We start from the raw sequence: 13,928 nt of genomic DNA on the forward strand, positions 1-13,928 counted from the left end.
GAATTCATTCCAGTTTGAAATCACAACACTGATTCCGCAGACTAAACTCAGTATGATATACGGAATTTGGATTAGTATAACGAAAAAATGTGACATACAATTATTAGTTTCATGGTATAATCCATAAAACCAAAATTCTATGCCATAGCCACCATATACGAAAAGCCTGAAAGATGAGGAAAATAATCCTCATCTTTCAGGCTTTTTTGGGCTATTTTATTAAATCTTCTTATTTATAGTTTTATGTATTTTGCCAAGCCGCGGCCTTCGACTGCGCAAGGGATATTGCTTTGACTGCACTACCGAAGCCCAGATTTACTAGAAATATATCCTTATTTAATGGCTGAATTCTCACTTCTTTAACAATTGCTTAATATACCGATAACATTTGCGGAATAGTAAAAGCCTACTTTTGCGGCTGAAAATTAATAAAATAAAGGTATTACAGAGCATCGTGCAGGAAATTTCATCGGCTAATAGTGTCAATCTTCTAATTGTCTATTTTTCTCATTTTTTGGTACAATTTCTCAAAAAATTTAAAACGTTTGCAGAACGATTTAAAACGTTTGCATTAAATAACTTAAAAATAATAATATTTTTTATTGTTAAAATGCAACAGATTTCGAGAATTTAGCAATTAACACCAATAATCTGAAGATTCATAGGCTACCCCACGAGAAGCATTCATTGATAGCTGATAATGCTTACCCGACACGTCGCCTTTGTTCTCCAATTATGTATTCACTATTATTTATTAAAATACCTCACCCTTTGTAACAACACTTTTAAAACATCGAATTGTTTATTTAACCAACTCATCATGAAACACCTCGCTACTTCTCCCCCCTTGAAATTCCTATTGGGGGTATTTATGTTAGCTATTGTATGTATGCCGCAAACATACGCGCAAAAAGCAATTTTCGCCAGTGTGAAAGACGCACGCAGCGCCAGCAAACTTGACAGTAAAATTGTCGAAACTACAGTAAAAGGTCGTGTAACAGATGCCACAACAGGCGAAGCTCTGGTAGGTTGTAGTGTTATTCTGAAAGGCACTCAAAAAGGAACAAGTACAGATGCCAATGGTAACTATTCTATTTCGGTTCCGGACGAAAAATCGGTACTCGTATTTGGATTTATTGGCTACACCAAACAGGAAATTACTGTTGGTAACCAATCTACACTTGATGTACAACTAAAATCAGAAGCTGCTGATTTAGCACAGGTGGTAGTAATCGGTTATGGTACTGCTACTAAAAAAGATATGACAGGTGCGGTTAAATCATTGAAAAGCACCGAATTCAATAAAGGTATCATCAACTCTCCTGAGCAATTATTGCAAGGTAAAGTAGCGGGTGTAAACGTTACTTCTGCCAGTGGAGAGCCGGGTGCCTCTCAAAGTATCACGATCCGTGGTCCGGGTGGTCTTCGTACAGGTAGTACACCTTTGTTTATCCTTGACGGTATGGCGCTGGATAACTCAAGCACAGGTGGTGCAACAAACCCATTGACATTCCTGAACCCACAGGATATCGAATCTATCGACGTATTGAAAGATGCTTCTGCTACGGCTATCTACGGTTCTCGTGGAGCTAACGGAGTTGTGTTAATCACTACTAAAAAGGGTAAAGCCGGTTTCGGAACTTTAACTTATTCAGGAAGCGTAGGTATTTCAAAAGTAGCCAGAGCATTACCTGTATTTACAGCCGATGAGTTCAGAACTCAGGTAAAAGCAATTGGTGGTACATTAGACGATTTAGGTGGCAATACCGACTGGCAAAAAGAAGTAATGCAAACAGCCATTACACAAAACCATAATGTTTCGTTTGGCGGCGGTGCTGATAAATTGACTTACTATGGTTCATTTGGTATCCAGAATCAGGAAGGTATCCTGAAAAACTCTAACCTTAACCGTTATACAGGTCGTATCAACGTTTCTCAGAAATTCCTTGACGACCGCCTGACAGTTGATGTAAACCTGAATGCTACTTATACAACCAACTCTCGTCCTCCGACCGAGAGCTTGATTGGTGGTTCTATCTCGGCAAACCCAACTTATCCGGCTTACGATGATAAAGGAATGCCAAAAAATTATCCAAGCTTTACCAATCCTTTGATCACGCTCAGATTACAAAAAGATGCCTCTACTATCAACCGTGTAATTGGTAATATCTCTCCTTCGTTCAAAATCACTAAAGATTTAGTGTATAAACTGAACTTCGGTATTGATAACTCATCAGGTGTACGTGATATTCAATCATTGGCCAACTTAGAGCCACAACAGGATGGTAGATTAGAAACTTATAATACCTGGAACAGAAATAAGTTGATTGAAAACTACCTGACTTATACATTGAATACAGGTGCGCACAATATGACAGCCTTGGTGGGTCATTCATATCAGAAAATATTCGTACAAGGTCGTAATACAAGCATCAACAAATTCCCGATTACAGATATTGAGCCAATTTATAACCCAGGTTTAGGACAAGAATTAACTTTGGCAAATAACAAACCAGGTGGTTATGCTTTGATCAACGAGCTACAATCATTCTTCGGTCGTGTAAACTACCAGTACAAAGACAAATATTTAGCTACTGCTACTGTTCGTGCCGATGGTTCATCTAAATTCGGTGCTAATAATAAATATGGTGTTTTCCCATCGTTCTCATTAGGTTGGAGAATCTCTGAAGAAGAATTTATGAAATCGGCTGGTTTCTCAGATTTGAAACTGAGAGCAGGTTGGGGACAAACAGGTAACCAGGAGATTCCTGCAAAAATCACGCAGGCCTTGTTTACCTCTGTGGTATCATCATCAACGAGTTACCCATTATATCCAACAGGTGCTTTCCCTGCCGGAACGTCTTATACGCGTTTAGCTAACCCTGATATTCAGTGGGAGGTTTCGACACAAACAAACGTAGGTTTGGATTTCGGTTTATTCCGTGGTGCTTTGACAGGATCAGTTGATTACTTCGATAAGATCTCTAACAATATTCTATTAGAGGTTATCCCTGCTGACCCTGTTCAACCGGCAGGTACTTTCTGGACAAACGTGAAGGATATGAAAATCTCTAACAAAGGTCTTGAAATTGAATTAAACTATCGTTATTCAGCCGGAAACGGTTTGAGATTTGATATTGGTGGTAACGTAACATTCATCAAAAATATCGTTAAAAACTCTCCTTATTCGGTTATTCCATCGGGTAGTGCTTCTGGTTCTGGTTTAACTTCAGCAACAATCAACGGTTATGTAAGCGGCCAGCCTATCGGTACATTCTTCCTGAAAGAATTTACAGGCTTTGATGATAAAGGCATCAGCACATACAGAGATGTAAACGGTGATGGTGTAGTTGGCGACAACGACCGTATTGCAGCAGGTAGCGCCTTGCCAACCAAACAATACAATATCAATGGTAATATCGCTTTCAAAGGTTTCGATTTATCAGTGAATTTCAATGGTGTATCAGGAAACAAAATCTATGATAATACAGCCAATGCTAACTTCTATAAATTGAGATTATCGAAAAGCTTAAATACAACTCCTGAGGCTATCGCTAACCCTAACGAGTCAATCAATAACTCGGCTCCGGTTTCTACCCGATTCCTGAAAGATGGTGCGTTCTTCAGATTGAATAACTTGTCTTTAGGGTATAATGTAAACACCAAAGCCATTGGTTTAGGCAAATGGGTGAATGGTTTGAGATTGTCTGTAACCGGACAAAACCTGTTTGTAATCACCAAATATGATGGTTTCGATCCTGAAGTAAACATCGACAGAACGATCGGTGGTATCACTTCTTATGGTATTGATTATTTAAGTTATCCTAAAGCCCGTTCAGTGGTATTCGGCCTGAACGTAACCTTATAAAATTTCAGAAACATGAAAAAGAAAATATATACAATAGTAGCGCTTGCCAGCATGTTTGCTTTGGGCAGTTGTACAGACCTGAATGAAATCATTCTGGATGAAACATTCGGCTCAAACCTGACGGATAAACAAGCGGTAGAGGGAATTATTGCGCCGGTGTATGCCCGCCTTCCCGACATCTTTTTACACACAAACTATTTTGCTTTACAGGAGATTTCGACTGACGAAGCAATTCTTCCATATCGTGGTGGTACTGACTGGGGTGACAATGGTATTTATCTGGCCATGCACGCCCATACACACGGTGCCAATGATCCGAACATCCGTAATACCTGGAACCTGATTCTGCAAGGGATGTCAAGATCTATCACCGCTATCAATACCTTGCCAACTATGAGCGACCCAACCGCCAAAACATTTTTAGCTGAAGCCAGAGGGATGAGAGCCTATTACTCTATGCTTAGTTTAGATTTGTTTGGTTTGGTTTTCGTTAAAAACAATGTGGGCGAAACTTCAAAAATCATCAGAGGCGAAGAAGCATACGAGTATATCAAAAGCGAATTGCTGGCTGTTGAACCAAACCTTGAAACTAATGTTGGCCCGGGTCGTTTAACTAAGGGCGGTGTATGGTCTTTATTAGCTCGTTTGTACCTGAATGCTGCTGTGTATCGTGACAGATACGCTACACAATTCACCTTCAAACCAGAAGATATGGATAAAGTAGTTGAATATTGCGATAAAATCATTAACTCTGGTCAATATCAGTTATCAAGAGATTATTTCTCAATCTTCAATGATGATAACCATGATAACAAAGAGTTGATTTTTGCAGTTGACCAAAGAGCTGAATTGAATGGTCACAACCGTATGGCTTACTTCTCTATCTCAGGTGATCAGTTCCCATTGTATAATTTCCCTGCAGCCAATGGTACTGATGGTCCAGCCATTACGTCTGATTTCTATCGTACATGGGTAGGTGCTTATGGCGACCAGGATCCAAAAGTTGACCCACGTTTCTACAAACAGAATATCTCTATCTATACCAACCCTGCTGACTCTTGTGTAGTGGGTGAGAGTTTCAATATCGACCGTGGTATCTTACGTGGCCAACAATATGGCTTGATCAGAAAAAATGGGGTTTTCGTGAAATGTTCTAACGGAAATTTCAAAGTTGGTAAATTGGTTTACGATACCCGTAATAAACCAAATCTGAATGTTGATTTCACAGAAAAAGTTGACTTTACAGTAGAAGGTAGTAACTACAATACCGGTTTTCGTGTTGAAAAATATCAGTTCAGCAAAAAATCGACCAGTGGTAGAAACTTCGGTGATGCAGATATCGTAATCACCCGTCTGGCTGATATCTACTTGATGCGCGCAGAAGCTAAATTGCGTAAAAGCAATGATGCAGCAAGTGCATTGGCTGATGTGAACACCGTGAGAGCCGCAAGAAATATCACTACGCCTCCTCCGGCCTTAAATAGCATGTCATTAGACTTATTGTTCCGTGAGCGTGGTTTCGAATTCTATTGGGAGATGGTACGTCGTCCGGATATGATCCGTTTCGGTAAATACGAAGGAACGTGGACAGAGAAAAGCAATAATGACGTAAAGAAAAGAATCTTCCCGATTCCTCAGACAGCTATTGATGGAGCGTCTAATATCCCGGGTTATTTAAAACAAAACGACGGATATTAATCGCTAACTTACCTATTCTTTACACAGCCCTGTTTCCAGATGGAGACAGGGCTTTTTTGTGTTTTCTGTTTTGTTATTTGCTCACATTTTGTTTTTTCAATTTCTCCTCCTTTTCAAGGAAGAGAAATTTTTAAAATACACAATCAGTGCCCTACCCCACCACAAAATTACTCTTATCCTTCAAGTAGAATCCAATCCAGGTAAGGGCTATTAGCGCCAATGCCATAGGGTTTGCGCCTCCGGCAATTTCGGCAGCAGCTGCGCCACCCAGATAAGACAGGATAAAATAGAAACCTATTTTATAAGTTTTAGGAATCCAGAAAAGTGCTACGAAAACGAGTTCGGCTATTCCGAAGATTTTAATGTAGGGGCCATAACCTGCTTTAGTAAGGCCGGTAACTACTTGTTCTCCGCCCATGATTTTCATTACACCGCTCATAACAAGCATGATTGATGGAAGCGCCATAAAGATAATGGCCAGAATTTTTTGCGTCTTGTTCGACATGATGTTTCAGTTTTAAGTATTTAGAAATAAAGTCTATCTAAATACAATTCGCAGAAAAAATAAGTTTATGATTGGAAGTTAATTTCTTTTAGAAAGTAGTTTCCTTTAAGAAACTATCTATTCAATCAAAATCTGTAAAGAATTTGTTATAGTAATAACCGCAAGGAATTAGATATACACCAGATAATGTTATCTGATAGAATTTGTAGCTATATTTGTTAACTCTTCTATCTTACTACGATACTGACAAGGCATAGTTTTGCCCTCAGATTTGATGATTTTAAAATTATGACGACAAAAGTTGCTGAAACCATAGAACCACAAGAACACAATCCAACCCAATGCGGCCAACACCTGATGGCTGTGCAGGATGCGATGGATATTTTGAGTGGCAAATGGAAGATTATGATTATAGGCTCATTAAGCTTTGGGAAAAAGCGTTTCATGGAATTGATTCGTGAAGTGAATGGCATAGGCGCAAAAATGCTCTCAAAAGAACTAAAAGACCTGGAAGACAACGATTTAGTAAAACGAACAGTTTTCGATACAAAACCCGTAACAGTTGAATACGAACTAACCGAATACGGCCATACTTTAAAAGCAGTAATCGGCTCAATTGCCACCTGGGGCGCCGAACATCGGAAACGGATTTTCAGCAAGTAAAACTTCTTCTTAAATCGGTAAACCAAGATATTTTCCCGTCCGTTTCCGTACTTGAATCTGTCCATTTCTGGACAAGCTATCCCCTATTTATTCATAAAAACAGCCCTTTTTAGCCCAATCAATCAATGTTTAAAATTTGGCAAAGTATTTGTTCGGCAAAACCTATACAAATAAAATAATATTTGCTTTTATTATGAAACGAGCATTTTTGGGGGAACTGGAAGAAGTTGTCTTATTGACGGTAGCTGCGCTACAGGAATCAGCCTACTGTGCTTCCATCACACAAACCATTGATCAGCAAATGGGCCGTAGCATCAGCTTTCCTACTGTCCATAGCACCCTGCAACGGTTGGAAGAAAAAGGCTTTGTCACCTCCCTGATGGGTGGAGCCACTGCCGAGCGAGGAGGCCGTCAGAAACGTCTGTTCACCGTCACGACAGAAGGTCAACGCGCTTTGGTGGAATGTAAGTCAGTTCGTGCGCAATTATGGGATCAGATTCCAATCTCAATCACACAGCTATGGGGAGCCTAAACAACCATGACGAACGTTTTTCTGAGTCTCGGAATTCCCGGCCGCCCCTTTGGGCTGTCTGGCTATTGACCCACTTCTGTCCGGACGGATTAGAAGACGAACTACAAGGCGATTTGCAGGAAATGTATACATACTGGCTGAAAACCGTAGGCGTATCAAAAGCCCGCTGGCGATACATATTAGCGGTTTTACGATTGATTCGCCCTTTTACATGGTCCAAAGCCAGACAAAATAATGATTATACTCAGACCACCTTTATATTTCAACCGGCTATGCTACCAAACTATCTCAAAATTGCCGTTCGCAAACTGACGCGCAACAAGCTTTATTCCTTCATCAACGTGCTGGGTTTAACCTTGGGTATTTGTACCTGTCTGGTCATTTATCTGATTACGCAATACGAATTCAGTTTTGATAATTTTCATCAGGATCGCGACCGCATCTATTGTGTAGACGCTGTGGTGTTTGGTGGTCATTGGAATTGCGTGCCCGGCCCTATGCCGGCCGCTATGCGTCAGGAAATGACTGGCATTCAGACCGTGGCTGCCTATCAGACTTATAGTGCCAGTGTGACAATTCCAGGCGACAAAGAGGAGAAATCGAAACATTTCGATGACGACGGCAGCCTTGCTATCGTAGAGCCGCAATACTTTGATATTTTTCGATACCAATGGCTAAGCGGAAGTGCCGTAACCTCCCTTTCCATGCCCAATTCGGTCGTGCTCACTGCCGAAAGGGCAAAAAAATACTTCGGCGACCTCGACCCGAACAAAGTTATTGGCAGGACTATCACTTATCAGGATTCGCTAATGGTCAGAGTAACAGGCATCGTGGCCGATTGGACAGGCAACAGTGATTATAATTTCAGCCAATGGATTTCTTATACTACCATCCCAGCCAGTTTTCTTCAACGCGAGATAACCCTGAATAGTTGGGATAATTTAAATCGTTCGAGCCAGGTCATGATTTGCAATATGTATAGGTAGGCCATAGGAATGTAGTACTATTTCTCGCTTTTCTTATTAAATTTAAAAGAATTTTGCGAAAACATCATAAAATCCCGACACCCTATAATAAAATTAATTTATAAGAGAATATTTTACAGCAATGTAATTTCGACGACAAAGTATCACTAACAAGTTTGGCTAGACCGCGGCCTTCGACTACGCTCAGGCGCCGGGCTTGGCTCCAATTATTTGATTTTCTTGAATAAGTAAATATTCACTCACTAGCAACCTAGCCAATTGATTTCAGCCTCTCTAAAACCATCCCCACCCGCTCCTCCACACTATAATCCCCCCTAATCTCCAGAACCGGACAAGTTTGTTCAGCCAGCCAACTTTCATGCGCAGCCAATGTCCTGCCATTTGTAGTATTATCATCATATCCCCTGGCCCATTCCATAAAATCCAGATATTGCTTATTCCTGATAGGGTCAGTCAAAATAATATCTCCATAGCGTTCAAGCTCTCGCTTTTTCAGCCGCTCCATTCGTACTTCATGTGGGATATATAAGAATACAATCAGGTCGAAATCAAGTACTAAGTTCCATTTCAATAATGAGCCGCCTATTATCCAGCTATCGTGTTTGCGAATATCATCCATAAGCGTCTGATTCCGTAGAGCAGGGTCTCTTCGGGTAGTAAAAGGTGGACTCGTTTTTTCCCAGAAGTAAGCGTCACTATCAAAATATGGGATATTCAGATGATTGGTCAATGCTTCTCCTAAAGTTGTGGTACCACTACAGGATGCTCCCAGAATATGCAGTTTCATCAATTGTGTTAAGTGCTTAGGGTACAAATATAAATAGGACAGATTAATCTTACAGATTTTGAACTAAACCTTGAAAAAAACTATTACGCTTTTATTGCTAAAATCGTACCTTTGCAAATTATTACGCATTCTGTTCCTTTGGTATCCGATGTTCACCGGGGAATAATTATTAACAATCTGAAAGATGTTTGAAAATTTAAGCGATAAACTCAATAAAGCCGTCAAAACCCTGAAGGGGCAAGGGAGAATCTCTGATATTAACATTGCTGCGACAATCAAAGAAGTACGCCGTGCTTTGATGGATGCTGACGTGAACTATAAAGTTGCGAAAGATGTAACCGACCGTGTGCGCGAAAAAGCCATCGACCGCAAGGTGATGATTGCCGTTGAGCCGGGTCAGTTATTCGTTAAAATTATTCAGGAAGAATTAACTGAGTTGATGGGCGGACAAGCCCAGAGTGCTAACCTGAAAGGTTCTCCTGCCATTGTTTTGATTGCGGGTTTACAAGGGTCAGGTAAAACTACTTTCTCAGGTAAATTCGCCAATTACCTTAAAAAACAAGGTCGTCAGATATTATTAGTAGCCTGTGATATTTACCGTCCTGCGGCGATTACTCAGCTACAGGTATTAGGCGAGCAGATTGGTGTTGAAGTATATGCCGAACCTGAAAGCAAAGATGCCGTTGAAATTGCGAAAAATGCCGTTGCTTATGGTAAAAGCAAAGGAAAAAATATAGTCATCATAGATACAGCCGGACGTTTGGCTGTTGACGAGGTGATGATGAAAGAGGTTGAAAACATCAAGAAAGCCGTTACACCAAGCGAAATCCTGTTCGTGGTTGACTCCATGACTGGTCAGGATGCAGTGAACACGGCCAAGACTTTCAACGACCGTCTGGATTTTGATGGCGTAGTCTTAACCAAACTAGATGGTGATGCCCGTGGTGGTGCTGCGCTTTCAATCAAAACCGTGGTAAATAAACCAATCAAGTTTATTTCGACAGGTGAGAAAATGGAAGCCTTGGATGTGTTCTACCCGGATCGTATGGCGAGCCGTATCTTAGGCATGGGTGACGTAATATCCTTGGTAGAGCGTGCACAACAAGCCTTTGACGAAGACGAAGCCAAACGCCTGAACAAGAAAATGCGCGAGAACAAGTTCGACCTGAACGACTTCCTGACGCAATTGGAGCAAATCAAGAAAATGGGTAATATCAAAGATCTGATGGGGATGATTCCGGGTGTTGGATCACAAATCAAAGACCTTGACATCAGCAATGATTCTTTCAAACCAATTGAAGCCATCATCCGCTCAATGACACCAAAAGAGCGCGAAAAACCGGATATTATTGACGGTAGCCGCAAGAAAAGAATTGCTACCGGTAGCGGAACCCAGATTTTGCAGGTAAATAATCTCCTGAAACAATTCGACCAGATGCGCTCAATGATGAAGAAAGTGAATCAGATGCAGACTGGCGGTAAGATGAAGAGTTTTAAATAATTCGCAGATAATTACTAAATAAACTGTCTCTGGCTAGCTGGAGATAATTAAGAATTTTATACTTATTTGCTTTAGTCAAATAGTTTGAGCAACAAACGCCTTTTTTATTTTGGTGTAAAACAATAAAAAATACCTCGTCAGACGACGAGGTATTTTTTTATATGTTGGAAAACTATAATACTGTTTACTTATTTTGTCACAATTTTTAAATCAGCTTTATCTCCTCCACCCTGAATACCAATGGCGTCAATACGGGTGTCGATGATACCTGCTACCAATAATCTTTTCTTGATAGCAAAAGCTCTTTTAGTTGCCATAGATTTATTATCAATACCCACTGCATCTGTTGAGTGGCCTTGAATTCTGATTTGCATCTTAGGATACTTCTTCAATAATTCTGCCAATTCATTAATTGAGGCTGAAGAATTATCAGTTAATGCCTGAGAACCCTTCACAAATGCCACATCTTTCATTGTAAATATCTGTCCTACTGGTTTGGTTTTATCAGCAAGATATGGATCTAATTCTTTTGTCAGAGAACCACCGCCCGTTGACGCAGTAGTGGCAGCTGGCGTTGTAGAGCCTGCTTTAGCACTATCTTTCAAAGCAACAGAATCTATCGCCGCCGAGTTTGAGGTATCAGGGCTGATAGTAGTTGAATCCATAATAGTGGTTTCTTCTGGCGTTGTGGCGGCTTGTGATGGCTTATAATAATTTTCATAATAATAGTATCCACCTGCTGCTACGGCTATCACTACCAGAAAAATAAGCAACCATTTCACCGGAAATGCCGAACTCTCGCTTGATTCTTCTTCCTCTTCGGTTTCAATTACCTGTGGCGTGCTGGTTGGTGTACCAGTAACCGACTTAGGTTTTACCGAAGCTGGTTTAGGCGCAATCACCCGTTTATTAGTTGAGTTGGAGGCAAATTTAGGTGAAAGCAATTCCTGCAGACCTAGTTGCGGAATCATTTTTTCAATTAATTCCTCAGGCGTTTTTTTGAATAATGGCTCGTGATGATCGGCTAAATAAGTAGTCAAGTTATCAACATCCATTTTGTTATTGCTAATCTCTCTGCCTAAAGCATCAATTAAAATCGGAGTAGCCAAGCTCGAATACATGGTTGATGAATTCTTCTTGATTCCGGCATACGTCCCTATCATACTGATGAGCGGGCTTTTATACGCAGGAAAAACCTGACTTATTAAGCTATCACCAGTCTTTAATATCGCATCTAATTTATCCTTCTTGTTCAGGTAAGACATAATGTCTCCTATGAGCTCGCCCCCTTGGTTCCCTTTCTGTACCTGATTGTAAAGCATATTCACGCTCATGGTACTCCCGGTTCTTCTTACTAATCCTGCAATAAGTGTGCAGAATATCCCATCAATTGCTTTCTTAGTTTTCGTAGGCTCTTCGTCAGTCAACTTGGCAATTTTTGATACAACTTCATCAGTCATTGCCTCGTTCAACGTATCAAATAAGTTCATAATCTTTAATTTTTAAATCATTCTCGATTAATTCCAACAAATTTCTTAATTTGGTTGCAAAACAACACAAAAATAAGGATTATTGATAAATTTTTTTGCGTTTTTCTCTAACTTAAATTATGACCTCTGAAAATACAACGAAACTACGTAGCCAGGATTGGTTCGGAAAAGAAGGAAAAGACGGCTTCATTTACAGAAGCTGGATCAAGAATCAGGGCTACCCTGCACATCAGTTTAAAGGAAAACCTGTTATAGGAATCTGCAATACCTGGTCGGAAGTAACTCCCTGCAACGGGCATTTCCGCGAATTAGCACAATCGGTTAAAAATGGGGTTTACGAAGCCGGCGGTTTTCCTTTAGAATTCCCGGTGATGTCCTTAGGCGAAACCCTTATTCGTCCCACAGCGATGCTTTACAGAAATCTGGCAGCCATGACAGTAGAAGAAAGTATCAGAGGAAATCCTTTTGATGCCATAGTATTGCTGACGGGTTGTGATAAAACCACGCCGTCGCTCGTAATGGGAGCAGCCAGTGTAGATTTGCCAACTATAGTAGTACCGGGCGGCCCTATGCTAAGCGGGCGTTTTCAGGGCAAAGCCATTGGCTCAGGCACAGACGTATGGCGTTTTGCCGATGATGTGAAGACAGGTAAAATGACCCTCGAAGAGTTTGAAGATGCCGAAGCCTGTATGAGTAGAAGTATCGGCCACTGTTCTACTATGGGTACAGCCTCAACAATGGCAGTAATGGTAGAAGCCCTTGGACTAACACTACCTGGAGCATCGGCTATCCCGGCGGCAGACTCACGCAAAAAGGTATTAGCACATATGTCGGGCATGAGAATCGTGGAAATGGTGAAAGAAAATATGCTTTTATCGTCAGTATTGACCCGCGAGGCTTTTGAAAATGCCATCATGATGAATGCAGCCGTAGGCGGCTCAACAAACTTGGTACTACATTTGCTTGCTATAGCTGGTAGAATAGGTGTGGATGTTGATTTAGAGGATTTTGATAAAATAGGCAGCAAAATGCCGTTCCTGCTGAACCTGATGCCATCGGGCAAATACCTGATGGAAGATTTCTACTACGCAGGCGGGCTTCCGGCGGTTATTAAAGAAATGTCGGGCTTTTTGCACAAAACAGCTGTTACTGTAAATGGTAAAAGTCTGATTGATAATTCGAAAGGTGCTAAAATCTGGAATGAAGACGTGATTGCAACTGCCGAAAACCCTATTCTGCGCGAAGGAGGAATTGCTGTTGTAAAAGGAAATCTCTGCCAAAACGGGGCTGTAATCAAGCCTTCGGCTGCTTCTGCACACTTAATGCAACACACGGGAAAAGCCGTGGTTTTTGAAACCATTGAAGATTACCATGCACGTATAGACGACCCGGATCTGGAAGTGGACGAAACTTGCGTATTAGTCCTGAAAAACGTTGGCCCGAAAGGTTACCCTGGAATGCCGGAAGTAGGCAATATGCAATTACCGAAGAAGATACTGGAGAAAGGTGTAACAGACATGGTGCGTATCTCTGATGCACGCATGAGTGGTACAGCCTATGGAACAGTTTTTCTGCATGCATCACCGGAATCGGCAGTGGGCGGAAATCTTGGCTTGGTACAAAATGGAGATTTGATAGAGGTAGACGTACATAATCGTAAAATACATCTGCATGTATCGGATGAAGAACTGGCAGAAAGACGTAAAAACTGGAAACCTGTTGATTTAGGCTATAATCGTGGCTATGTTCAGCTATACATCAATACAGTTACACAGGCCGACAAAGGCGCAGATTTAGACTTTCTGACAGGAGGATCCGGCCATCAGGTGAATCGGGAATCGCATTAGTCAAACGCATATATTATAATTGAGCCTATACGAAATATATAGGCTCAACCT

At 41.0% G+C, this 13,928-nt stretch carries 10 protein-coding genes; 7 read left to right on the forward strand and 3 right to left on the reverse strand.

From position 1 onward, the window contains the following. The first annotated feature begins 820 nt into the window (after positions 1-820). Together ACYVFA_RS05430 and ACYVFA_RS05435 are read left to right on the forward strand one after the other, a co-directional pair. Positions 821-3,868 carry a SusC/RagA family TonB-linked outer membrane protein gene (locus ACYVFA_RS05430; RefSeq protein ID WP_460470792.1) on the forward strand — a complete coding sequence of 1,016 codons (3,048 nt, stop codon included), beginning with the start codon at positions 821-823 and terminating at the stop codon, positions 3,866-3,868. A gap of 12 nt (positions 3,869-3,880) precedes the next feature. Next, complete coding sequence (locus tag ACYVFA_RS05435; RefSeq protein ID WP_460470793.1) at positions 3,881-5,566, forward strand: RagB/SusD family nutrient uptake outer membrane protein; 1,686 nt, start codon at positions 3,881-3,883, stop codon at positions 5,564-5,566. 151 nt (positions 5,567-5,717) lie between these two features. On the opposite strand, the gene ACYVFA_RS05440 is transcribed toward ACYVFA_RS05435, so the two are convergent. Next, positions 5,718-6,071 carry a DoxX family protein gene (locus ACYVFA_RS05440; RefSeq protein ID WP_460470794.1) on the reverse strand — a complete coding sequence of 118 codons (354 nt, stop codon included), beginning with the start codon at positions 6,069-6,071 and terminating at the stop codon, positions 5,718-5,720. Between the two features lie 288 nt (positions 6,072-6,359). Between ACYVFA_RS05440 and ACYVFA_RS05445 the strand changes: the two genes are divergently transcribed. The 3 genes from ACYVFA_RS05445 (at position 6,360) to ACYVFA_RS05455 (ending at position 8,252) form a co-directional block, all read left to right on the forward strand. Beyond that, positions 6,360-6,734 (forward strand): winged helix-turn-helix transcriptional regulator, encoded by a 375-nt coding sequence (locus tag ACYVFA_RS05445; RefSeq protein WP_460470795.1) that lies wholly within the window; start codon positions 6,360-6,362, stop codon positions 6,732-6,734. 193 nt (positions 6,735-6,927) lie between these two features. Further along, positions 6,928-7,266: a PadR family transcriptional regulator gene (locus ACYVFA_RS05450; RefSeq protein WP_460470844.1), complete on the forward strand. Its 339-nt coding sequence runs from the start codon at positions 6,928-6,930 to the stop codon at positions 7,264-7,266. Then, on the forward strand, positions 7,254-8,252 hold the full coding sequence (locus ACYVFA_RS05455) for a permease prefix domain 2-containing transporter (protein WP_460470796.1): 999 nt from the start codon (positions 7,254-7,256) through the stop codon (positions 8,250-8,252). Before ACYVFA_RS05450 ends, ACYVFA_RS05455 begins: the two co-directional genes overlap by 13 nt. A gap of 250 nt (positions 8,253-8,502) precedes the next feature. Here the strand turns inward: ACYVFA_RS05455 and ACYVFA_RS05460 are convergent, their stop codons facing one another. After that, positions 8,503-9,039, reverse strand: a complete 537-nt coding sequence (locus ACYVFA_RS05460; RefSeq protein ID WP_460470797.1) for a P-loop NTPase family protein — start codon at positions 9,037-9,039, stop codon at positions 8,503-8,505. A 184-nt stretch (positions 9,040-9,223) separates the two neighbouring features. On the opposite strand from ACYVFA_RS05460, the gene ffh reads away from it, so the two are divergent. Next, on the forward strand, positions 9,224-10,540 hold the full coding sequence (gene ffh / locus ACYVFA_RS05465; RefSeq protein ID WP_460470798.1) for a signal recognition particle protein: 1,317 nt from the start codon (positions 9,224-9,226) through the stop codon (positions 10,538-10,540). A 188-nt stretch (positions 10,541-10,728) separates the two neighbouring features. Here the strand turns inward: ffh and ACYVFA_RS05470 are convergent, their stop codons facing one another. Next, on the reverse strand, positions 10,729-12,030 hold the full coding sequence (locus ACYVFA_RS05470; protein WP_460470799.1) for a DUF937 domain-containing protein: 1,302 nt from the start codon (positions 12,028-12,030) through the stop codon (positions 10,729-10,731). A gap of 119 nt (positions 12,031-12,149) precedes the next feature. On the opposite strand from ACYVFA_RS05470, the gene ACYVFA_RS05475 reads away from it, so the two are divergent. Continuing rightward, a complete protein-coding gene (locus tag ACYVFA_RS05475) occupies positions 12,150-13,877 on the forward strand; it encodes an IlvD/Edd family dehydratase (RefSeq protein WP_460470800.1) in 1,728 nt (575 codons plus the stop codon). Positions 13,878-13,928: the final 51 nt, after the last annotated feature.

It is taken from the genome of Emticicia fontis, from assembly GCF_054779675.1.